This window comes from Clostridium pasteurianum BC1, from assembly GCF_000389635.1.
In the GTDB taxonomy this organism is placed as follows: Bacteria; Bacillota; Clostridia; order Clostridiales; family Clostridiaceae; genus Clostridium_I; species Clostridium_I pasteurianum_A.
This window is the reverse complement of record NC_021182.1, coordinates 2,211,661-2,234,083: the sequence shown is the minus strand read 5'-3', so window position 1 is coordinate 2,234,083 and position 22,423 is coordinate 2,211,661. Positions and strand designations below refer to the sequence as shown.

22 protein-coding genes and 1 other RNA gene are annotated in these 22,423 nt (G+C 30.3%); 1 reads left to right on the top strand and 22 read right to left on the bottom strand.

Translation table 11 applies throughout. The annotated features are described in order from the left end of the window. Positions 1 to 127: 127 nt before the first annotated feature. The 8 genes from rnpB to CLOPA_RS10455 form a co-directional block, all read right to left on the bottom strand. An RNA gene (gene rnpB / locus CLOPA_RS24000) (RNase P RNA component class A) lies at positions 128 to 480 on the bottom strand. A 51-nt stretch (positions 481 to 531) separates the two neighbouring features. Beyond that, positions 532 to 1,266, bottom strand: a complete 735-nt coding sequence (locus CLOPA_RS10485; RefSeq protein ID WP_015615403.1) for a zinc ribbon domain-containing protein — start codon at positions 1,264 to 1,266, stop codon at positions 532 to 534. 114 nt (positions 1,267 to 1,380) lie between these two features. Continuing rightward, positions 1,381 to 2,196: a Nif3-like dinuclear metal center hexameric protein gene (locus CLOPA_RS10480; RefSeq protein ID WP_015615402.1), complete on the bottom strand. Its 816-nt coding sequence runs from the start codon at positions 2,194 to 2,196 to the stop codon at positions 1,381 to 1,383. Continuing rightward, the gene (locus CLOPA_RS10475) at positions 2,187 to 2,876 is read right to left on the bottom strand and encodes a tRNA (adenine(22)-N(1))-methyltransferase (protein WP_015615401.1); all 690 of its coding nucleotides are present in this window, start codon (positions 2,874 to 2,876) and stop codon (positions 2,187 to 2,189) included. The genes CLOPA_RS10480 and CLOPA_RS10475 overlap by 10 nt, the downstream gene beginning before the upstream one ends. Positions 2,877 to 3,100: 224 nt before the next feature. Further along, complete coding sequence (locus tag CLOPA_RS10470; protein ID WP_015615400.1) at positions 3,101 to 3,991, bottom strand: PH domain-containing protein; 891 nt, start codon at positions 3,989 to 3,991, stop codon at positions 3,101 to 3,103. Positions 3,992 to 4,095: 104 nt separating this feature from the next. Further along, positions 4,096 to 5,217 (bottom strand): RNA polymerase sigma factor RpoD, encoded by a 1,122-nt coding sequence (gene rpoD / locus CLOPA_RS10465; RefSeq protein ID WP_015615399.1) that lies wholly within the window; start codon positions 5,215 to 5,217, stop codon positions 4,096 to 4,098. A gap of 21 nt (positions 5,218 to 5,238) precedes the next feature. Beyond that, positions 5,239 to 7,011, bottom strand: coding sequence for a DNA primase (dnaG, locus tag CLOPA_RS10460; RefSeq protein WP_015615398.1), 1,773 nt, complete (start codon positions 7,009 to 7,011; stop codon positions 5,239 to 5,241). A gap of 316 nt (positions 7,012 to 7,327) precedes the next feature. Beyond that, a complete protein-coding gene (locus CLOPA_RS10455) occupies positions 7,328 to 8,356 on the bottom strand; it encodes a deoxyguanosinetriphosphate triphosphohydrolase (protein ID WP_015615397.1) in 1,029 nt (342 codons plus the stop codon). Positions 8,357 to 8,671: 315 nt separating this feature from the next. Here CLOPA_RS10455 and CLOPA_RS10450 point away from each other — a divergent pair, with 315 nt between their 5' ends. Continuing rightward, a complete protein-coding gene (locus CLOPA_RS10450; RefSeq protein WP_015615396.1) occupies positions 8,672 to 9,724 on the top strand; it encodes a CotS family spore coat protein in 1,053 nt (350 codons plus the stop codon). A gap of 111 nt (positions 9,725 to 9,835) precedes the next feature. Here the strand turns inward: CLOPA_RS10450 and ppdK are convergent, their stop codons facing one another. The 14 genes from ppdK to CLOPA_RS10380 all read right to left on the bottom strand — a co-directional run bounded on the left by ppdK (position 9,836) and on the right by CLOPA_RS10380 (position 22,422). Further along, positions 9,836 to 12,466: a pyruvate, phosphate dikinase gene (ppdK, locus tag CLOPA_RS10445; protein ID WP_015615395.1), complete on the bottom strand. Its 2,631-nt coding sequence runs from the start codon at positions 12,464 to 12,466 to the stop codon at positions 9,836 to 9,838. A 74-nt stretch (positions 12,467 to 12,540) separates the two neighbouring features. Next, positions 12,541 to 13,176: a helix-turn-helix transcriptional regulator gene (locus CLOPA_RS10440; RefSeq protein WP_015615394.1), complete on the bottom strand. Its 636-nt coding sequence runs from the start codon at positions 13,174 to 13,176 to the stop codon at positions 12,541 to 12,543. 271 nt (positions 13,177 to 13,447) lie between these two features. After that, positions 13,448 to 14,050, bottom strand: a complete 603-nt coding sequence (locus CLOPA_RS10435; protein WP_015615393.1) for a DUF4342 domain-containing protein — start codon at positions 14,048 to 14,050, stop codon at positions 13,448 to 13,450. Between the two features lies 1 nt (position 14,051). Further along, positions 14,052 to 14,798, bottom strand: coding sequence for a DNA repair protein RecO (recO, locus tag CLOPA_RS10430; protein WP_015615392.1), 747 nt, complete (start codon positions 14,796 to 14,798; stop codon positions 14,052 to 14,054). Positions 14,799 to 14,844: 46 nt separating this feature from the next. Next, on the bottom strand, positions 14,845 to 15,738 hold the full coding sequence (era, locus tag CLOPA_RS10425) for a GTPase Era (RefSeq protein ID WP_015615391.1): 894 nt from the start codon (positions 15,736 to 15,738) through the stop codon (positions 14,845 to 14,847). A 220-nt stretch (positions 15,739 to 15,958) separates the two neighbouring features. After that, positions 15,959 to 16,354: a cytidine deaminase gene (locus CLOPA_RS10420; protein WP_015615390.1), complete on the bottom strand. Its 396-nt coding sequence runs from the start codon at positions 16,352 to 16,354 to the stop codon at positions 15,959 to 15,961. A gap of 26 nt (positions 16,355 to 16,380) precedes the next feature. Beyond that, positions 16,381 to 17,079 (bottom strand): diacylglycerol kinase, encoded by a 699-nt coding sequence (locus CLOPA_RS10415; RefSeq protein ID WP_015615389.1) that lies wholly within the window; start codon positions 17,077 to 17,079, stop codon positions 16,381 to 16,383. Between the two features lie 23 nt (positions 17,080 to 17,102). Then, on the bottom strand, positions 17,103 to 17,606 hold the full coding sequence (gene ybeY, locus CLOPA_RS10410; RefSeq protein ID WP_015615388.1) for an rRNA maturation RNase YbeY: 504 nt from the start codon (positions 17,604 to 17,606) through the stop codon (positions 17,103 to 17,105). Between the two features lie 14 nt (positions 17,607 to 17,620). After that, a complete protein-coding gene (locus tag CLOPA_RS10405) occupies positions 17,621 to 19,675 on the bottom strand; it encodes an HD family phosphohydrolase (RefSeq protein WP_015615387.1) in 2,055 nt (684 codons plus the stop codon). 50 nt (positions 19,676 to 19,725) lie between these two features. Further along, positions 19,726 to 20,868 carry a sporulation protein YqfD gene (gene yqfD, locus CLOPA_RS10400; RefSeq protein ID WP_015615386.1) on the bottom strand — a complete coding sequence of 381 codons (1,143 nt, stop codon included), beginning with the start codon at positions 20,866 to 20,868 and terminating at the stop codon, positions 19,726 to 19,728. A gap of 1 nt (position 20,869) precedes the next feature. Then, positions 20,870 to 21,151: a sporulation protein YqfC gene (gene yqfC / locus CLOPA_RS10395; RefSeq protein ID WP_015615385.1), complete on the bottom strand. Its 282-nt coding sequence runs from the start codon at positions 21,149 to 21,151 to the stop codon at positions 20,870 to 20,872. 117 nt (positions 21,152 to 21,268) lie between these two features. After that, positions 21,269 to 21,712, bottom strand: a complete 444-nt coding sequence (locus CLOPA_RS10390; protein ID WP_015615384.1) for a GatB/YqeY domain-containing protein — start codon at positions 21,710 to 21,712, stop codon at positions 21,269 to 21,271. A gap of 22 nt (positions 21,713 to 21,734) precedes the next feature. Further along, on the bottom strand, positions 21,735 to 21,911 hold the full coding sequence (gene rpsU / locus CLOPA_RS10385) for a 30S ribosomal protein S21 (RefSeq protein ID WP_003441547.1): 177 nt from the start codon (positions 21,909 to 21,911) through the stop codon (positions 21,735 to 21,737). Between the two features lie 178 nt (positions 21,912 to 22,089). Then, positions 22,090 to 22,422 carry a histidine triad nucleotide-binding protein gene (locus tag CLOPA_RS10380; protein ID WP_015615383.1) on the bottom strand — a complete coding sequence of 111 codons (333 nt, stop codon included), beginning with the start codon at positions 22,420 to 22,422 and terminating at the stop codon, positions 22,090 to 22,092. Between the last annotated feature and the right edge of the window lies 1 nt (position 22,423).

Below are 22,423 nucleotides of genomic sequence, written 5' to 3'. Positions count from 1 at the left end.
AACCTAGGTCTTTAAATTTTTCTAAATACTTGATGAATTCTATAGTAGAATTTAATATAATTTCCAGAAAAAGCTCTAGATAAGTTAGACTTAAAAAAACACTAGGCACGAAACCTAGTGTTTTCAATGGACGAGCAATCCTGTAAGCCGAGTTCTGTATTAGACAATCATCTATCTAGGCCTATTGTTACCATATAGGCTCAAGCGATACACCCAAAGACGGAACGGGCCATTCCATAAAGTCTTTCTATTCGATCTTGCTCCAGATGGGGTTTACATAGCCACATAGTTGCCAATGTGCTGGTGAGCTCTTACCTCGCCTTTCCACCCTTACTAGTATAGCTAAAAGCTACCTTTAGCGGTATATCTCTGTTGCACTTTCCTTAGAGTCACCTCCACCAGGAGTTACCTGGCACCCTGCCCTATGGAGCTCGGACTTTCCTCTCCTGCAAAAGCAGCAGCGATTGTCTGGCTTACTCGCAAATAATAGAATACCACATTACAATTACAAAATCAATGTTTTTTTGAATTTCATTTAGCTTCTTTCAGTTTTTTCCCATTATCATATATTAAAATCCTTCCACAATTATCACAATACACTATATCTTTTCCTTTGTATATATTATCTAAAGTCACTGATGAAACTCGCATTTTACAGCCTTCACAAATTTCATTTTTTAATTTTACTACTGCAACTTTCCTCTTATCAATCATAGAATAAAATACTTTTAATTCATTTTCTGGAATTATTTTTTTCAATTCCTCTACTCTATCCTCTGATTCCTTTAACTTATCTTTTGCATCATTTATTTTTTCACTAGTGACTTTTTTATAATTATAAAAATTGTTTTTAACATTTATTAAATCCATTTTGAGTGACTCTATATCTAGTTTTAATTTTTCTTCTACTTCTAAAAGTTCTATAGCTTTATCCTCTAAAGCTTTTAATTTCTCTTTGTTAATTTCAATATTGTTTTGAAGTGCATTTATAGATTTTACATCATTATCAGCATTATTATATAAATCATGTTCATTTTTATCTATTTTATTTTTTAAATTTCTTAAGTCCTTACCTATAGAAGTGTATTCAATTTTTAAATCTCCAAGAGCCTTACGCTTTCCATTGTATTTATCCTTCATATTTTCAAATTCTTTTTTCATCTTTTTTAATAAATAAAGATATGACCCATCATTTAAGACCTTTTTGCTCTCTTCAATATCCTGATAACACCTTTGAAGTTCAAGTAATAATTTTGAATTACCCATAGTAATCATTCCTCCCTGATTCTATAATAAGTAAGGTATTTTAGTTATAAATAACAAATATTAAGCATTTATCTATATAAAACAAAAGGAAGCAGAAATAGCATTAAGCTATTCCTACTTCGTTTTGTATGGATTTCTTGTAACTTCTGATAATAATACAGAATTATTATATCCTAATTTATTAATTTCATTTTTAAGAACAGAGGCTACTTTCTTTAATGCAAGCCATTCTGTTCCAAAATGTCCTGCATCAATGACAGCTATACCCATTTCAGCATAATCACTAGCATAATGATAAGTCACATCTCCTGTAATTATACAATCTACACCTAATTTTCTGCTCATATCCATATAAGAAGTTCCACTGCCATTAATCAATGCTATTTTTTCAATAAAACTTTCTTCCTCACCAGTATATGTTAAATGAGTAAGTTCCAGTTTCTCCTTTACTAATTCACATAACTCAGAAAGTTTAATTCTTTTATCTAAAACTACAACTCTTCCAATACCAGAATTTCCATCATTAAAACCTTCAGCTGTTGATGGTTCTATTACACTTGCATTAGAGAACCCTAAAATTTCTACCAATATATCGTTTAATCCACCCTTTACAGAGTCCAAATTAGTATGACTGGAATATAAATCTATATCATCTTTAATTAATTTTATAATTTTTTCTCCAAGGAGGGTTCCCGTGGTTATGGAATTTGGTCTTTTAAAGAGTAGAGGGTGATGTGTAAATATAAAATTACATTTTTTCCTCTTAGCTTCCTCAATAACAGTTAAAGTACAATCCAGTGCAACTAAAATAGAACTTATATTTTTCTCGAAATTTCCAACCATAAGTCCAACATTGTCATAATTTTGGCTTAATTTTTTAGGTGCAACTTTCTCCATAATGGAACAGATATCCTTAACTCTTAAAGACATTTCAACAACTCCTTAAGTTTTATGACCTTTCCTTCTAATTCACATTTTCTACTCATTGCAAGTTTACTAGTATAATTTATATCAGTTAATATTTTATCATATTTTCTAATTTTAAAAAAGATATATTTTTTTAAAAGTGGATGTTTTTTTTCTAGTAGTTTTTTACTTATTTCACAATATATATTATCAAACTTTTCAAGCTTACTATCATAAGCGATTTTTATAATCTCATAGTATTTATTCTCATCAACACAAAGTTCCTCGTCAATTATATTATAGCCATTTTCCAAGATATATTTTCTAAGTACATCTACATTCTGAACGGGCTGTAAAATTACATAATCTAAACTTTTGAAAACATCAATACTCTCTTCTAATATATCTCTTATTAAATTTCCACCCATCCCTGCTATAACAGCACAATTTACCTCTTGTGGCAAAATTGTAGTAAGTCCAGCTCCCAACCTACATTGTATCTGCTCTGATCTGTGTGAAAAATAAATATTGCGTTTTGCCTTTTCTACAGGCCCCTTATTTATATCAGAGGCAATAGCTCTATTACAAATCCCCTGTTCCACTAAATATATAGGTAAATACGCATGATCTGTACCTACATCTGCAATACATTCACATTTTTCAACCATATTTGCAATACTTTTCAATCTATTACTTATGTCCATCTCTACACCCCTATATACAATACTTCATTAGCTTATTATTTACTTTAACATCAATAAACCTTACTTAATAGTAGTTCACACTCTTGCTATATAATTTACATTAACAAATTTCTGATAAACAGAGTTCTTTGTTTCAGGTGGAGTTTTTTTCTCCAGCTGAAACTTAGAAATCGTTATCCAGGGACGTAGCAGCCGTTATCCATCCCTCTCTGTGAAAGCAGCTATTAAATAACCCTTGATATTATTCTTTGCTGAATTAACAAAAAAATCAAAGCTATAATAAGAGAAACATATATATATTTATAGGCGGATTTTCTATTATGCTTTGCACTAAAATGTGCAGCAAAATACATGCATAATAATATTGCTGTATTAAATGCACTATAACTCATTTGCTTGAATAAAAAGTCTCTGCTTGTACCAATAATAGTTGGTTGAAATTTTATATTAAAGCTTAATGGCATAGATGATGGAAGTAAGTTTTTATAGTAGAGTATAGCTGGGTGTAATGTAAAAAATGTAATTATAATTATTGATACAATCAATGGTATCATGAAGTGCTTATCCCTATATAGATTCATAGGCTTATTTAATTTTACATGCCAATCTCCTATAGCAATGTTCTCAGATATTAACTTATCTTCAAAGCTTTTAAAGCTTTCTGGCGAAACTCCGTATACCTCTTGGTTATTCTTTAGATAAAATATATTTTTACTGGAGGTCACATACATATTTACAAATCCAAATTTTTTAAAAAAACATTTTCCTATGACAAAATTCTTTTTGCCATATCCACTTAATTTTACTGCCTCAATACTCCCACTGGATTTACAGTATCTTTCCATTTCTTTGAAGGGTAAAATAGTTTTTTTTATTCCCCCAAAAGTGATTATATAAAAAGCTTCATTATCCACAGCATAATTAAGAGTAACGAACAGCGCTACATGGTAAAATTGATATATATTAAAAGCAATTAAAAAGGCTCTTAAAAAAATATTAAGCACATAGTCATTTAAATATATAGAACCTAAGCCAATAAGAATATCAAATAATAAAGTTATTAAAATTATAAATTCCATGCCTTTCCTTCTATCTAAGGGTTTAAAATATTCCATTCTATCACCTTCTCCAGAATTATTATAGCATAAAAGAAACATTATTAAAACTTATAGGAAAAAACCGCAACCACATTTACCTGATTGCAGTTTTTCTCAGATTATCAATCTAGATAATCTTTTAACTTTTTACTTCTGCTTGGATGTCTTAATTTTCTAAGTGCCTTTGCTTCTATCTGTCTTATTCTCTCTCTTGTAACATTAAACTCTTTTCCCACTTCTTCAAGAGTTCTGGCTCTTCCATCATCCAGTCCAAATCTCAATCTAAGTACCTTTTCTTCACGAGGAGTTAGTGTGTCAAGTACATTTATAAGTTGCTCTTTAAGCATAGTAAATGCAGCCGCTTCTGCTGGCGCTGGTGCATCATCATCTGGAATAAAATCACCAAGATGGCTATCTTCTTCTTCGCCTATAGGAGTTTCAAGAGAAACTGGCTCTTGAGCTATTTTCATAATTTCTCTTACTTTATCCACGGGCATTTCCATAATCTTGGCAATTTCTTCTGCCTGCGGTTCCCTACCAAGCTCTTGAAGAAGCTGCCTTGAAACTCTTATTAATTTATTAATAGTCTCTACCATGTGTACTGGTATTCTTATAGTTCTTGCTTGATCTGCTATGGCTCTTGTAATAGCCTGCCTAATCCACCAAGTAGCATAAGTACTAAATTTATATCCTTTTCTGTAGTCAAATTTTTCTACAGCTTTTATAAGTCCAAGATTTCCCTCTTGTATTAAATCCAAAAATTGCATTCCTCTGCCAACATATCTTTTTGCTATACTCACCACAAGCCTTAAATTGGCTTCCGCTAATTTTTTCTTTGCTACCTGATCTCCATCTTCTATTCTTTGTGCAAGATTAATTTCCTCATCAGGAGATAATAGTGGTACTTTACCAATTTCCTTGAGGTACATTCTAACAGGATCATCTATAGCTATTCCTTCTGGGACAGACAAATCTAATTCTTCTTCTTCAACTTCTATATCTTGAATATCTCCAATAATATCAATACCCATTGTCTCTAAGACTTCATATACTTTCTCAATTTGTTCCGGACTCAAGTCTATATTTTCCAGTTCATCCATTATTTCCTTATATGTCAAATTACCCTTTTTCTTACCTTTATCTACAAGTTTTTTTACAAACTCCATTTTTTCACTTTGAGTTTTTAAATTGGCCTCTTGCTCCACACCTTTAACTTCTGCTTCACTTTGTTTCTTTTCTTTCATGGAAATATCCTCCTTTCGTGTTTATAGCAAGTTATTTATTTCTTCTTGAATCATATTTAACTCTTTTACTTTCTCCAAAGATTTTTCAACCATTCCCTTAGTTTCATAATACTTTATCTCTTTCATTATTTCCTTTTTTGACTCCTCTAATTTAAATTTTTTAACATTAATTATATAATCATCAATAAGTTCTTCCATATCGCAATTATTATTATTAAATTTTTCTTCACAAATATTTATCCATTCAGAAGAACTTTCCGGGTCAGTACACTTCATTTCTATTGCCTTTTTTCTATGTTCTTCATCTAGGGATCTATTTTCAATTATTAAATTGAATATTTTCTTATGACTTTCTAAGTTTAAATCATCAGAAGATAATTTTTCCGTTATATAATCATATGCTTCTCTATTAAAATTCATAAGTTTCAATAAAAGTCTTTCCGCTTTAATATAAGCAGGCTCTAAATATAATTTTTGTCCATAATTATCCATATTATTCACGTTTTGTAAATCATTAGTGTTTTTATGCATTTCTTCACTTAAAAGGTCATAAATTGCTTGCTCTTTTATATCTGTATTTTCTGAAACTTTTTTAATATAAACATCCTTTTCGATGGGATCTAGATCAATTAAAATATCAGCTATTTGCTTTATATATGCAGGTATTTCCTCATTATTTTTAAAGTTAATATTATCTCCTGCCATTTTAATTCTATAATCTATAATGGGCATAGCATTATTTATAAGCACTTCAAAAGCCTCTTTACCATTATTTCTTATGAATTCATCTGGATCCTTTCCTTCGGGTACCTTCAATACTTTTACAACGAGTCCTACATCTCTTAATATCTTCAATCCTCTTAGAGTAGCTGTCTGACCTGCTGTGTCTGCATCATAGGATATTATTATATTATCAGCATATCTTTTTAAAAGTTTTGCTTGATTTACCGTAAGAGCAGTACCAAGTGAAGCCACTGTATTAGTAATTCCATATTGATGAAGAGTTATACAATCCATATAGCCTTCAACTATTATAAATGTTCTTTTATTGTCTCTTTTCAGTGCAAAATTTAATCCATATAGGTTTATTCCCTTTTTAAACAAGGCAGTTTCTGGTGAATTTAAATATTTTGGTTTTGAATCATCTAAAACCCTTCCCCCAAAGCCAATAACTTTTCCTTTATAATCAAATACAGGAAATATAACCCTATTTCTGAATCTGTCATATTTGTTGCCCTTTTCATTTTTTATTATTAAACCAGCATTTAATAGGTCTAAATCAGAATAACCTTTTTTCTTTAGGAAATTCATTATTCCATGCCAATCATTTAGTGCATATCCTAAGCCAAAGCTTCTTATGGTGCTCTCCAATATACCTCTGCCTATGAAATAATTTTTCGCCATTTTATTTGAATTTAAATTAGAGAAAAAAAATCTTGCAGCATCTACATTAAGTTTAAAAAGTTTATCATTTTCATTCTTTTTCTTGCTATTGCCCTTTTCTAAATAATCTAAATCCATATGAATTCTTTCCGCAAGTGTTTTTACTGCTTCTATAAATGACAAATTTTTTGTTTTCATCACAAAGGTAATTACATTTCCTGCTTCACCACAGCCAAAGCATTTATATATCTGTTTATCCACAGATACACTAAATGAAGGGGACTTTTCGCTATGAAAAGGACAAAGTCCCATATAGTTTCTACCACTTCTTTTAAGCTTAACCGTATCAGATATTACATCTACAATATCATTTTCATATTTAATTTTTTCTATAACATCTTCAGGTATCACCAGCACACTCCCACCCAACTAATTATTTTAAGACATCTCAAAAAAAATAATCAGTCAGTATGCTAGTTTATTTTGCATCATATACTTCTTTAAATCCCTATGCAGCATTATCATAGGAATCTGCATTCTGGTCTGATACAGAATATACCAACACCTTTGCCTTCCTATTTTCTTAGATGCCTAACACCAAACATCTAGTATTTCGACAAAAACTTTTAAATTCCTTCTTATTTTTAAAAATTTATTTAATTTATTGTTAATTTTATTATCCACAAACTATTTTGCCCAAATTAAATGATAAATTATTCTAATTATTTCAATAAACTACTAATTTGGGTACATATTTTTCATTAAAGGTTAGTAAGCAATAATCATCGCTCATTCCAGATATGTAATCAGCAACCCCTTGATAAAGTCCCTCTCTATTAACTATACCTCTATAAAATTGTGGAAGCTCTTTTTCATTCTTTAAAAAATAAAAAAATACCTGTTCAAGAATAAACTTAGCTTTATTCCTTTCAACCTTGAGTTTACTGCCACTATATACATTCTTAAACATAAAGCTTCTAAGACCTAAAAGTGCTGATTCTATATCTTTACTTAAACTTACTTCTATTTTACCCTCTTCAATATTTTTAAGAGTATTATATATACAATCTTTAACCAAAGTATCTACCCTATTACTACAGTTAGTTCCTAAGATTTCTATATAGTCCTTTGGTAATTCCTCCTCATGTAAAATTCCCGCCCTTATGGAATCATCTATATCATGATTTACATATGCAATTTTATCACTATATTTAACTACTTGACCTTCTAAAGTAAATGCCCTTTTATTTTTGTTAGAAAATCCACTGTGATTAAGTATTCCATCTAATACCTCTTTAGTAAGGTTTAAGCCTTTACCTTGATTTTCAAGCTTAGTAAGTACTCTTATGCTATTAATATTATGACTAAACCCATTTGGTAAAAGTTCATTTAGAATTTCTTCTCCATTATGTGCAAAAGCCACATGTCCTATGTCATGTCCCAATGAAATGGCTTCTATAAGATCTTCATTTAACCCTATACCTTTTCCTATAGTTCTAGCAATTTGTGATACTTCAACCGTATGGGTAAGTCTTGTTCTATAATGGTCACCAAAGGGTTTTATAAAGACCTGAGTTTTGTGTTTTAATCTTCTAAAGGATTTGCTGTGAACTATTCTATCTCTATCTACCATAAAGGAAGTTCTTATTTCATCAGGTTCTTCTTTTATTTCTCTTCCTATTGTCTTTACAGAGATAGTACCGCAAATATTCATTGATTTCTTTTCTTTTTCCTCAATTATCTCTCTTATACTCATTTTGATCACCTATCCTACATATCTTATTCTATAATAATTGCCAAAACTCCTTTTTTTATTTATATTGTTCTAAAATAATATGCTCAATATTCATTATTTTATTAATAACCTTTCATTTAAACGTATATTATAAAAATTTTATTAATATGATTATAATGTAAAGTCAGCTACATAAAAAAATACTAAATTAAAAATATTGCACAGCTATCTTCTACAAAAGTAATAGTATTCTAAAGATGGTTTAGTTATGAAAAAAAATTAGACTAGCATAAAGTTCACTTAATTTAAATATTTCTTATGTAAGGAGTGTTAATTATGCCTCAACCGGCTGTAAAATATATTTTATTATCTGAAGATAAATTAAGGAAATTCATATTAAGTAAGTATAATCTACAAGATGCTTCTATTTGCCAAGTAAAGTTTAAAGATACTGATAAACAAAGAGCTGTATATAAAATAGAATCCAATTCTAAAGCCTATTGTTTAAAAAAAGTTTACTATACCAAGGAAGAACTTCTCTTTGTATACTCCAGTATTGAATGGCTTTACAGATTTCAATTGAATGTTCCAAGAATACTCCCCACAGAATCTGGGGGAAGATTTGTTATCTATAATGATATGATCTTTATACTAACTTCCTGGATTGAAGGTGAAAAGTGTGACTACGATAATACTACACATATAATTGAATCTGCTAGAACCTTAGCCGAAATGCATAAGGCTACAGAAAACTTTTTTCCCATAGCAGGAAGTAATATGCGACTTGGATATGAAGACATATCTTCATCCATGAATAGACATTTTCATCAATTACTCAGCTATTCAAATTTGGCTTTTGAATATGAAGATGTTTTTTCCAGCATATTTGTTAAGAATTTTAACATATGCATTAATTTAGCTAAAATATCCAATGATGTAGCCTCACACATAAATTCTGATAATATGAGAAAATCTCTTTGTCATTTAGACTTTGTAAATAAAAATATAATATTTGATATAGATAATAAGGTCTGGATAATAGATTTTGATAAATGTAAAATTGATTATTGTGCTCACGATATCTCCTATTTTCTTAGAAGATTTTTAAAGCGTGAAAATACAAATTGGGATTTAAAGCTTCTAGTGAATTGTCTGTATGAATATGAAAATACTCTTCCTTTAACTATAGATGATTACAGGTACATCTTATCCTATATTAGTTTTCCACAAAAGTATTGGAAGCTTGCAAGAGACTATTATAATAACATAGATAAATGCAATAAAGCTGCTTTTATAAGCCTACTGGAGAAAACCGTTAAACACACAGAAAAACAGTTGGAAATGATTTATGGTTTTAAAAATTTCATTGAGAAAAACTATTTACTATGATTATCTCATAAAAAAATGATTTAGGCGATGCCACTTGCTGCACCGCCTAATATTCTAATTCTAATAATAATACTGGATAAGAACTCAAACTGATATCTAGAACTCTGTTTATTACCTTGGATTTTTCACCTGAGCTTGTGCTGCTGCCAGTCTTGCAAGAGGTACTCTAAATGGTGAACAAGATACGTAGTCAAGCCCTACGTTATGGCAAAATTCAACTGAGGATGGATCTCCTCCATGTTCTCCACATATACCAAGATGTATATCTGGTCTAGTTTTCTTTCCAAGTTCTGCTGCTATTTTTACAAGCTTTCCTACTCCGATTTGATCTAATTTTTCAAAAGGGTCAAACTCATATATTTTATTTTCATAATAGTCATCTAAAAATTTACCTGCATCATCTCTAGAAAATCCAAATGTCATTTGAGTTAAATCATTTGTTCCAAAGGAAAAGAATTCTGCTTCTTTTGCAATTTCATCTGCTGTAAGAGCAGCCCTTGGTATTTCTATCATAGTTCCCACACTATATTTAAGTTTTTCTCCACTTTTATCAATTATTTCATTTGCAGTTTTTAACACTATATCCTTAACAAATTTTAGCTCTTTTATTTCACCAACAAGGGGAATCATAATCTCAGGTACTATATTAAATCCTTTTCTTTTATTTACTTCAAGAGCCGCCTCTATAATAGCAGTAGTTTGCATCTGTGCAATCTCAGGATAGGATACAGTAAGTCTGCATCCTCTATGACCCATCATAGGATTAAACTCATGCAGCGAAGCTACTGTAATTTTAAGTTCATCAAAACTTATCCCCATTTCCTTTGATAGTGCTCTTATATCTTCTTCTTCAGATGGGAGAAATTCATGCAGTGGTGGATCCAAAAATCTTATAGTTACAGGTTTACCTTCCATAGCTTCATATATACCTATAAAATCTTTCTTTTGCATTGGCAATAACTTATCTAAGGCTTTCTTTCTCTGTTCTACAGTAGTTGCTACTATCATTTCTCTTACAGCTGGAATTCTATCTTCTTCAAAGAACATATGCTCAGTTCTGCATAGCCCTATACCCTTGGCTCCAAATTTAACTGCTTCCGCAGCTTCCTTAGGTGTATCAGCATTTGTTCTAACCTGAAGCTTCTTAATATCATCTGCCCATTTCATAAAGATTTCGAAATCACCGCTAATTTCAGGTAAAGTAGTTTTTATAGCTTCACCATATACATTTCCAGTACTTCCGTCTAAAGAAATATAATCTCCTTCAGAATACTGTTTTCCACCAACCTGAAATACTTTTTTTTCTTCGTCGATATTTATCTTGCCGCAGCCTGCCACGCAGCAAGTTCCCATACCTCTTGCAACTACCGCAGCATGAGAAGTCATACCTCCCCTTACTGTAAGTATACCTTCTGCTGCAACCATTCCCTCAATATCTTCTGGAGATGTTTCAAGCCTTACAAGCACTACTTTTTCTCCTTTTTCATGTTGTTCTTTTGCATCTTCTGCAGTAAAATAGACCTTACCACAAGCAGCCCCTGGTGATGCTGGCAAACCTTTGGCTATACAGGTAGCCTTTTTAATTTCATCTGTATCAAAAGCAGGATGCAGCAGTGTTTCTAACTGTTTTGGTTCAACCTTTAGAATAGCTTCTTCTTTAGTAAGTGAACCTTCATTAACCATGTCTACTGCTATTTTCAAAGCAGCCTGTGCAGTTCTCTTACCATTTCTTGTTTGAAGAAAATATAATTTTCCCTGTTCTATGGTAAACTCCATATCCTGCATATCTTTATAGTGATTTTCCAGACTGTGTGCTATATTTATAAATTCTTCATAACACTGTGGTGAATCTTCTTTAAGTTTTGTAATTGGCTGTGGAGTTCTTATACCAGCAACTACATCTTCCCCCTGAGCATTTATAAGATATTCACCAAATATTTTATTTTCTCCTGTGGCTGGATTCCTTGTAAATGCCACACCAGTGCCTGAAGTATTACCCATATTGCCAAATACCATAGTTTGAACGTTTACAGCAGTGCCCCATTCTCCCGGTATGTCGTTTAATCTTCTATATACTATAGCCCTGGGATTATTCCATGATCTAAAAACAGCTGTTACAGATTCTATAAGTTGATCTTTTGGATCTTCTGGGAAAGGTTTTCCTATTTCTTCAGCATAAAGTTTTTTATACTGAACCACTAATTTTTTTAAATCATTTTCGTCTAATTCAGTATCAAATTTAACTTTCTTCTCTTCTTTCGCTTTATCAATTAAATCCTCAAATTTCCTCTTTTCAATTCCCATAACCACATCAGAAAACATTTGAATAAATCTTCTATAGGAATCGTACGCAAATCTTATGTTATTAGTTAATTTCACTATTTTTTCCACAGTAATATCGTTTAACCCTAAATTAAGAATAGTATCCATCATTCCCGGCATAGAAACTCGTGCACCAGATCTTACTGACAAAAGTAGCGGATTATCCGAATTGCCAAAACGTTTACATGTAATTTTTTCGATTTCTTGTATAGCCTTATTTATTTGAATAATTATGTCATCAGACACATTTTTTTCATCCTCATAATACTTTATACAAGCCTCTGTACTTATTGTGAAACCTTGAGGAACTGGTATACCTAAATTAGTCATTTCTGCTAAATTAGCACCTTTTCCTCCTAATAGATTTCGCATTCTAGCATTCCCCTCACTAAAAAGATACACATATTTTTTATTTTCCATAGTCATATCCCCCTTTATTAACTTTCTATTTATTCTAATAAAATTAATTAGATAGACTAAATTAAACCCCTGATCTAAACATCATTTCCAAGTTTTACGAATAATTTTGTTATATTTGTCTTAGATATTTTTCCTACAATTTTGTATAATTCTTTACTTCCTTCAATAACTTTTTCAACTACAGGCAAGCTATCTACCTCATGTTCTATTATTTTTTTAGCTGCTAAATAGGCGGAATCTCCTGCTTCTACCCAAATTATATTTGGCATTCTAGTCATTATGACACCTGTTGGCACCTGATGCATATCTGTTCCACCAATAGCAGTTTTCAAAAAATCTTTCCTGGATACCGCACCTACAAGATATCCTTTGTTTTCAATAAACAATGTCCCCACATCATTTAAGAACAGGTATACAATAGCATCATAAACTTTAGTTTCTTCGTCCATAACTACTGGTTTAGACATTATATCTTTTGCTTTTATATTTCTTATATAATCATATAATATGCTATATGATGGCTTTTTTGAATAAATATAACCAACTTTAGGTTTTGCTTCCAATATTCCCGTCATTGTAAGAATTGCAAGATCAGGTCTTAAGGCTGCTCTTGTCAAGTTTAATTTTCCTGCTAACTGCTCGCTGGTTATAGGCTGTTTTTCTTTTACTAAATCTATTATTTCCTTTTGCCTTTGTGATAATTTAATGATTGACGCACCCTCTTTCTAAATCTTACATTCTAATTATAACACTTAATTCATTTTAATTGTATAGCACTTTTCATTTTTGCACAATTTTAATATACATCATATTGGCAAAAAATTATTTTGTCCAATTATATCATTTAATTCATTTTAATTGTATAACACTTTTCATTTTTATGTGATTTTAATGCAGGACATCAACAAAAAATCACTCCGTTAGAAGGCATAAAGTTAAAATAATTTATACCTTCTAACGGAGTTACTCAACAATTATTATTTACTTGTCTTCCTTATCTTCCTTATCTTCCTTATCTTCCTTGTCTTCCTTATCTTCTTTATCTACATCTTCAAACTTTACAGTATATTGATATGAATTACTATCATCTGACTTATTTCCATTAGATTGATCCTTAGTAAATTTATCTTTAACTTCTGTTGCTTTATCTTTTACATTTGAAACAGCATCTTTTATAATTTTATTAACTACCTCTACACTTCCATCTTCTTTTGTGATTTCTACAGTGACTTTAGTAATTACAGCAGTTAAAAATATTACAGCAAGTAATGCTGGCAGTGCTGCCATTATAGCAACACCTGCTGCTACACCTGCATTTACAGGTATATCCACAAGAATTTTTTCATCTTTTCTTACTACAATTCTTGTTACATTTCCTTTTCGTATAATCCCTTTTATCCATTCAATAAATTCTTCTTTTGATGTATAAATCTGTTCCTTAGTAGTTTTTGCATTTTTTTCAATATATATCAGTGCATCTACCACATTTCCATCTGTAGCCTCTAATGCTGCTTTTGCCTCAGTATAAGATACTCCTGTTCTTTCTCTTACAATGTCAATTTTTTCTAATGTTATTTCTGCCACATTAATCACTCCCTCTTAAACTATTTAATATTTCTAAGCTCTTTGGTTTTTTCCCATAACTTTGTAAAATTAAGTCGCTTAAAATTTTGTAGATTTCATCCTTAATTTTACTATCAAGATTAACTCTGTAGACTTTATCCATAGATAATTTAGATAAATAATTCAACGCTTTAAAAGCAGCAAAACTTATGTTTTTTCCATTATCTTTTTCACATTGATTACAAATACCACCATAATATTGATAACTAAAATAATTAGAAACAGATAACTTTTTTCTACATTTTACACAATAATCTAAATTAAAACCATACCCAGTCAATGTTAAAAGCTTAATTTCAAAAGCCCTAGTAAGAGTTTCTATATCCCCAACCTTATTTTTTATAAGATAAAAAGCAGTAACAAATGTTTTAAATAGTGCTCTATTGCTCTCACCTTCAGTCATTGATAAATCAATTAACTCACAAAGATAAGAAGTATAAGTTAATGTATCTAAGTCAGATAAAAATTCCTGAAAGGAATCTATTATTTCACCTTCATTTATATTAAACATACTCTTACCCTTGAATAAAGTATAATTGGCAAAACAAAAAAGCAGTGAAATAGGCATAAGCTTACTTTTATTTTTTTTTGAACCTTTTGCTATTACAGTTATTTTACCAAATTTTTCTGTAAATATCCATAAAATTTTGTCATTTTCTTTTATACCCTGGCTCTTTATAACTACGCCTCTGCTATTAAATATAGACAGAAAATCACCCCACTATCTATATTCTATCCTTTTTTCTTAGAATTAATTATTTTTTTATTTTTTTATATCCTAATTCATTTAGTAGAAATGGATTATCTCTCCATTCCTTTTTTACTTTAACCCAAATTTTTAAATTAGCTTTTATTTTCAAAAATTCTCCTATATCTTCTCTTGAATACTTAGTAATTTTTTTCAACATACTGCCATTCTTGCCTATTATAATTCCCTTATGAGAATTTTTCTCACAAAATAAAGTAGCTTCAATATTATATTTGTTATTATCATTCAGCTTCATTGACATTATTTCTACAGCTACGCCATGTGGTACTTCCTCTGTTAAAAGCCTTAGTGCCTTTTCTCTTATAATTTCACTTATAACAAATCTTTCCTGTACATCTGTCAGCATATCTTCAGGATAGTATTGTGGTCCCTCTGGCATATTTTCTATCATTATTTCAAGAAGTTTATCTACATTTTTCCCCTTAGCTGCAGATATAGGTATAATTTCTTTAAAATTAAATTTTTCAGAGTAATTTTTTAAAGTCTCTGCAACTCTCTCCTGAGTAGTTTCGTCTATTTTATTTAAAACTAAAAAAACAGGAATATTTATTTCCTTAAGCTGCTCTAAAATAAATTCATCACCTCTTCCCATTGTAACATCTGGAGTAGTTACAAAAACTATCAAATCTACATCCTTAAAAGAATCTGTAGCAACCTTAACCATATACTCTCCAAGCATATGCTTTGGTTTATGTATTCCCGGTGTATCTACAAATATGAGTTGAGAATTCTTGTCTGTTAATATTGTTTGAATATTATTTCTTGTAGTTTGAGGCTTACTAGATACTATGGACAGTTTTTCACCCATAATATAATTTAGTAAAGTGGACTTTCCCACATTCGGTCTACCTATAATTGTAACAAAACCTGATTTATGCATATTTTCTCCTTTTATTTTCTAATAAATTTTACTTTCAAAGCTGTTAGGCATATTCAAATAAATAACTAGTCAGTATGCTAGCCTATTTTGAATCCTACTGCGTCAGCAGAACCCTCAGATAGCCCACTATCATCGGAACCTGCTTCCTTGTATGCTTCAAAATATTCGTCGCATCTTTGACTTACTATTTATTTTCACATGCCTTAGTTATTTATGATGCCTAATTTAAATCTTTTTTTGAAAATGCTCCTGGTAATATTTCGCCAAAATTCTTTACAATATAGTCATTTTCATTTTTGGCCAAAACTATATCTGTACTGTAATCTGAAAATTCCTCAATAACCTGTCTGCATATGCCGCAAGGATATGTATAATTATGTAAATCTCCCACAATAGCAATAGCTTTAATAGTTTTTCCACCCTCAGATACAGCTTTAAAAATAGCAGTTCTTTCAGCACAATTTGTTGCTCCATAGGAGGCATTTTCAATATTGCATCCTGAATATATTTTACCATCCTCCATTATTACAGCTGCTCCAACCTTAAATTTTGAATAAGGTGCATAAGCTCTTTCTCTGTATTTTAATGCTTCTAAAATTAATTTTTTATAATCCATATATAAATATCTCCTATTGTTAATTTCTATTCAAACAATCTAAAGAGCAATATAGTTAAAAGTGTGCCAAATACCCCTCCAACTAACACCTCAAGTATGGAATGTACTTCAGAATCAACTCTACTTTGAGCAACTATAAAGGCTAAAAAATAACTTAATATAATCACCGTTGGTTCCTGTGCTATTAAGGTGATGGTAGTAGCTACTGCAAAAGCAATAGCACTATGGCCACTTGGCATTCCGCCTCTTAAGGGTGTACCTTCTCCAAACACAGCTTTAATTATAAGTGTAGTAATAGATACAATTACCAGTATAACAAATATCATATAGGGATTAGAGTTCTTAATCTTTGCTATTAATACAAATGATACAGGTCTCAATTTATCTCCAAATATAATGTAGCCAACTATAGCTGCATTTACGGCTGTAACTAGTACTGCACCAGCTGCTACATTTTTAGCTATTTTTGCTAATGGATGATAATAATTTGCAGACATATCTACAGTACATTCCACCGCAGTATTTATCATTTCTGCACTTATAACCATAGTAATAGTTATAGTTACAATTAATACTTCTACTTTACTCAAATCTGTAAAAAAACAGGCTGTAAGTACTAGAAGAGCACTTATCATGTCTATTCTCATATTTCTTTGAGTTCTCACAGCATACAGTATTCCATCAATAGCATAGTTAAAGCTATCTACCACCTTTTTTACCTTCATAACCAGGCATCCTCCTAGAAGCATTATATTCTGTTTATGTTGAATTTATTTAATATCTCTTCTTCTCTCTTTCTCATTACTACTTTATCTTCTTCCTTTATATGATCATATCCCATTAAGTGAAGTACTGAGTGAATAGTTAAATACGCACATTCTCTTATAAAAGAATGATCAAATTCTATGCTCTGAGCCTTTGCTTTTTCTAAAGATAATGCTATATCTCCTAGTACAATCATCCCCTCATCTAGAAAAATTTCTTCAAATTTATTTTCTCCATAAACTTGTTTATATACCTTTCCCTCTGGATATTCCAGCATAGGAAAAGACAGAACGTCCGTTATTTTGTGAATACCTCTCATTTCACCATTTATTTCTTCTATTTCCCTATTATCAATTAAAATAACAGAAATCTCGTAAGGCATATTCACTCCTTCTTCTTTAAGTGAATAATCAATTATATCCTTTATTGTTTTTTCATTCTCCGAGGAAAAGTCTATTTTATCCTGTCTGTTATCAATAAAAATCATGGAAAATTTCTCCCTCATTTCTTTATTTGAGATTTATCTATAGGATATTCAATTCTCTGATGATAAATACCATTTAACGTTTTTAAAAAAGATTTTCTTATAATATCTATATCCTTTAAAGTTAAATCACAGTTATCAAGCTGTCCTTCATTTAATCTATCTCTTATTATATTATTAACCATTTCTTCAATCTTACCTTTTGTAGGATTAGAAATTGATCTCACTGACGCTTCCACACAGTCCGCCAGCATTATTACAGCATTTTCTTTAGTTTTAGGAATAGGACCTGGATATTTAAAATTTTCTTCATTTACATCCTTTGGATTTTCACTGGAATTCTTCATGGTTATGTAAAAATATTTAACTAAAGTGGTCCCGTGGTGTTCGGCTATAGTATCTTGTATTGTTTTAGGTAATTTATATTCCCTTGCAAGCTCCAGGCCTTCCTTTACATGGGAAATTATAACCAGAGCACTTAAATTAGGTGATATTTTATCATGAGGATTATCATTTCCAATTTGATTTTCTTTAAAAAAATAAGGTCGCATTATTTTTCCAATATCATGATAATAGGCACATACCCTGGTAAGTACCGGATTACCTCCAATATTCTCCGCTGCAACTTCTGCAATATTGGCCACTAAAATACTGTGATGGTAAGTACCAGGAGCTTCCATTAGCAATCTTCTCAATAAAGGTTGATTTGGATTGGACAATTCTAAAAGTTTCACTGTGGTTACAATGTCGAATACACTTTCCAAAAATGGTAGAAAACCTACAGTTAATATAGCTGAAATGCATGCACCTAGAAATGAAAATCCTGTTATTGTAAGTACATCTATAACATTATTACTAATTAAAAAACCTACTGAAAATGTAATTATAGCATTTATCACTGCTATGTAAATAGAAGAATATAATATATCATTTCTCATCTGCATTTTTCTTAAAACAATAGCCGGAAGCAATGCACTAGTTATAGAAATCAGCGTTATTTGTGTATTAAATTCAACTACTACACTAATAAGTATACAATTAAGTATGCTTATAAATAAAGATACCCTATCATCTATTAGAAGTATTAAAAGCATAGGCATACACGCTAAAGGAATCAAAAATGGAGAAATAATATATATAGACCTAGCTAAAATTAAAGAAATCACATTAAGTAAAAATATAAGTATTAATTTACTATTATCCTCAAACAATCTCTCATGATATCTATATAAATAAAATACCTCTATAAGCAATATAATGAAAATCAATACTGCAAGGTTAATATAGATAAACCAATTTGAACTATTATTATTATCTAAAAGTCCCAAATCCTGCAACATTTGTAATTGTTCCTTTGTTACCGGTTCTCCTTCTTTGGCAATAATCTGATCCTTTTTTATTATAACAGGTGATACTTTCTTTTCGGCACTATCTCTCATTTCTAGTGTTCTATCTTCATCTAAAAAAAGATTGGGCTTTATGTAAGAATTAGATATTATAGTCCCCAAATCAATTATATCTTTATTGAATTTAGAATTACTAAATTGCAAATTTATATAATCTTGAGCTTTCTTAACATCATCACTATTACCTTCTCTTATGTCATTAGAGTATATTCCCTTAATATTTTTTATAATTAAAGCTTGAAAACTATTAAAATCATCTTTACTCATTGAAATTAAATTATTAATCTCAATATCCGATAAATTATAAGGTATAGAATTTTTAATATTAGAAGCTTTTTGGTTTATATCTGCATTGGAATTTCTAATATTATTTATTTTGTCAAAATTAGTATTTAAATCTACCTCTGAAGTTCCCTCTACCTCTGTCTTTTTATTATACTGTTGGCCTACAGAATCTGTGGCCTGCTTTCTTCGGGCATCAGTAGCCAATTTATCTTCTACTTCCCTTGAAGCTTTAATATCTACTTTAGCTATATCGCCCTCTTTAAGATCATATTTCTGAGTTACAAGAGAAGTAAGCATAATCCCATAGATTATAGCAAATGTAATAAAAAAGATATATACTTTTCTCGCATTTTTTCCTTTTATCAAACTTAATAATTTCATATAATTCACCCTTTTGTTTATCTAAAACATTTTTTACTATTTATTATCATCTATTTTGCAGTTTCTGCTATATCTTCTTCTGTAGTTACTAACACTCTTACTTTGCACATATTTCCCTGAACACTACTCTCTACTACTTTATCAATAATATTAACAGACTTATTAAAATTTATCACTAAATTTTGATATATAGCATCTGCGGTTTGGTTCACAGCAACTTTAGGATCTGTTTTAATATTTTTTTCTTTGACCTCACAGTATATTTCCTTTTTTATGAAATTATCATTTTCTTCTATTTTATCATATTTGGCAAATTTATTTAAACTATTTTTTAAATAAAATTTTTTGCCAAATATAGATATATAATAATTTACAATCTTATTACCTGTCCTATTTTTTTCCGTTCTAGACAATGGAACTTCTCTTGTTTCTTCATAATAGATTTTAGCTATAACACTGCCACTAGCATGTACCTGATAAGTACTCCCTTCATTTCCCTGCTCACCTTTAACAATAAGCTGACCTTTTCTAACTATATCACCCTGCTTAACCACAGCAGTTCCAGCCTTTGTATAGATTCGCACTATCTGGCCATCTTTTTTTGCTACAAGATTACAAGGTGAATCATCATTAATTACCTCAGGAGGTGACTGCCTTTCCGTAGCTGTTACCTTAAGCTTAGAGCCTTGTATTCTTACTCTTACCCACATTATATTTTCATTATTAGTCTTTAGTTTTTCTTCTATATCATATACATTTATATTCTTTTTATTTATGCCGGGAGCTATGCCAATATTCTTAAGTTCATCTCTTATTTCATAGGGTGCAATATTTTTTTCAGTAGTTATATCAATACCCCATATATAATTTGATAAATAGGATATAATTCCTATAAAAATAAATATACCCAGAACCATAGCTATTCTATTCTTTAGTTTCATTTTAAGAAATATCATACCTCTTCTATTTATTATCTTTATTTTACTTTTAGTCCTTGTAGCTAATTCTTTTACCTTATAGTAATTATTAAAGCTTGTATCAAAGGTTATAACATTTATACTATTTCTCTTTATATTTTTTATTACTATACCATGGCTCCACATCACATTTATAATTCTCTCAATTTCTTTAGATTGAAGCTGTACCGTTATAGTTCCATTTTTATACTCTTTAAAATTAAATTTATTTCCCATTTTATTTCCCCTCATATTCCACAGACTTAAAAATGCCACTTAGCACTATAGTAGTACCTGAAATAAATAGAATTTCAAAACCACTTCCCTGTACACCTATATTACCAAGGCTAGATTTTATTCTGATGAAATTATCACTAAACTGTAAAATTCCATGATGATTTTCGATAGTTATTTCATCATTCCCAACTATGATTATCTTAGGTATATTTAAAACAACATCTCTAGGTATATCTAATTTTTCAGCCAGATTCTTTTTTACCTTTGAAATCTTATTTTGCATACCTCTAACCCTCTAACCTACAAAAATGCTCTCATGTAAATTTATGAAAGGAAAATCAAATTAATTACTCAAAAAAATAAAAAGCCCGGCGAAACCGGACTTAACATATTACATTACTTATTTTAAATATTCCTTTACCAAGCTACTAATCATACTGTTATCAGCACGTCCCTTAGTTTTAGGCATTATAGCAGCCATAATTTTTCCCATATCTTTTATGCTATTAGCGCCAACTTCACTAGCTGCACCTTTTATTATATCTTTTAACTCATCTTCTGTTAATTGCTGAGGAAGGTAACTCATAAGAATTTCAATTTCAGCATTAGCTGTATCAACCAAATCCTGTCGTTTGCCTTTTTCAAATTCAAGCAAAGCGTCGCGTCTTGACTTAACTTCCTTTGCCAAAACCTCAATAACTTCTTCGTCATTTAATTTAACTGCCTTTGTCTTTTCAATTTGTAAAATAGCAGCCTTGGCCATACTGATCACATTGACCTTAAATTTATCTCTACCTTTTAAGGCATCTTTCCAATCCTGCTGTAGCTTTTCCTTAAGGGACATACGTCTACCTTCTTTCAAAACCCTATTTAAACTTTCTTTTCCTAGCAGCTTCTGATTTTTTCTTTCTCTTTACGCTAGGTTTTTCATAATGCTCTCTCTTTCTCACTTCTGAGAGAACTCCAGCTCTAGCACATTTTCTCTTAAATCTTCTTAAAGCACTTTCTAATGTTTCATTTTCTCCAACTTTAATTTCTGACATCTGTATCCCTCCCTCCGCTAGTACAATTCAAATCTTAAATTTAAACTAGCTTCTATATGGGCTAAGTAGCACATTGTTTATTATACAACATTATATTTATTAATGTCAACAATTTCAAATGTAATAAAGAATATTTTCCATAAAATCTGTAAATTGTTTTTTATTTTCTATCTAAAAGCTAATCTAATTTTCCGCCTCCTAAAAGATGGAAATGTATATGTGATACTGTTTGACCAGCATCTTCTCCACAATTTGATATTATCCTATAACCTTTCTCTGATATACCCAATTGCTTAGCAATTTTTACCATTACAGTATAAATATATCCTACAAGCTCTTCATCTTCAGCTTTTAAATCATTTGTACTGCTAATATGTTTTTTAGGTACAGTTAACACATGAACTGGTGCTTCTGGATTTATATCCTTAAAACTAAGTACCTTATCATCCTCATATACTTTATCACAAGGTATTTCACCTTTTATGATTTTACAAAATAGACAATCTTCCATT

What these genes read in the sequence shown, in the direction of transcription:
- rpoD (WP_015615399.1), bottom strand. Translation starts at nt 5,217, where the DNA reads ATGAAAGAAAAGAAACAAAGTGAAGCAGAAGTTAAAGGTGTGGAGCAA.
- CLOPA_RS10415 (WP_015615389.1), bottom strand. Translation starts at nt 17,079, where the DNA reads ATGAAGGTAAAAAAGGTGGTAGATAGCTTTAACTATGCTATTGATGGA.
- CLOPA_RS10390 (WP_015615384.1), bottom strand. Translation starts at nt 21,712, where the DNA reads ATGTCCCTTAAGGAAAAGCTACAGCAGGATTGGAAAGATGCCTTAAAA.
- CLOPA_RS10450 (WP_015615396.1), top strand. Translation starts at nt 8,672, where the DNA reads ATGCCTCAACCGGCTGTAAAATATATTTTATTATCTGAAGATAAATTA.
- CLOPA_RS10420 (WP_015615390.1), bottom strand. Translation starts at nt 16,354, where the DNA reads ATGGATTATAAAAAATTAATTTTAGAAGCATTAAAATACAGAGAAAGA.
- CLOPA_RS10480 (WP_015615402.1), bottom strand. Translation starts at nt 2,196, where the DNA reads ATGTCTTTAAGAGTTAAGGATATCTGTTCCATTATGGAGAAAGTTGCA.
- CLOPA_RS10455 (WP_015615397.1), bottom strand. Translation starts at nt 8,356, where the DNA reads ATGAGTATAAGAGAGATAATTGAGGAAAAAGAAAAGAAATCAATGAAT.
- yqfC (WP_015615385.1), bottom strand. Translation starts at nt 21,151, where the DNA reads ATGCAAAATAAGATTTCAAAGGTAAAAAAGAATCTGGCTGAAAAATTA.
- CLOPA_RS10405 (WP_015615387.1), bottom strand. Translation starts at nt 19,675, where the DNA reads ATGAAATTATTAAGTTTGATAAAAGGAAAAAATGCGAGAAAAGTATAT.
- CLOPA_RS10470 (WP_015615400.1), bottom strand. Translation starts at nt 3,991, where the DNA reads ATGGAATATTTTAAACCCTTAGATAGAAGGAAAGGCATGGAATTTATA.
- rpsU (WP_003441547.1), bottom strand. Translation starts at nt 21,911, where the DNA reads ATGTCAGAAATTAAAGTTGGAGAAAATGAAACATTAGAAAGTGCTTTA.
- yqfD (WP_015615386.1), bottom strand. Translation starts at nt 20,868, where the DNA reads ATGGGAAATAAATTTAATTTTAAAGAGTATAAAAATGGAACTATAACG.
- CLOPA_RS10485 (WP_015615403.1), bottom strand. Translation starts at nt 1,266, where the DNA reads ATGGGTAATTCAAAATTATTACTTGAACTTCAAAGGTGTTATCAGGAT.
- ppdK (WP_015615395.1), bottom strand. Translation starts at nt 12,466, where the DNA reads ATGGAAAATAAAAAATATGTGTATCTTTTTAGTGAGGGGAATGCTAGA.
- era (WP_015615391.1), bottom strand. Translation starts at nt 15,738, where the DNA reads ATGCATAAATCAGGTTTTGTTACAATTATAGGTAGACCGAATGTGGGA.
- CLOPA_RS10380 (WP_015615383.1), bottom strand. Translation starts at nt 22,422, where the DNA reads ATGGAAGATTGTCTATTTTGTAAAATCATAAAAGGTGAAATACCTTGT.
- CLOPA_RS10475 (WP_015615401.1), bottom strand. Translation starts at nt 2,876, where the DNA reads ATGGACATAAGTAATAGATTGAAAAGTATTGCAAATATGGTTGAAAAA.
- ybeY (WP_015615388.1), bottom strand. Translation starts at nt 17,606, where the DNA reads ATGATTTTTATTGATAACAGACAGGATAAAATAGACTTTTCCTCGGAG.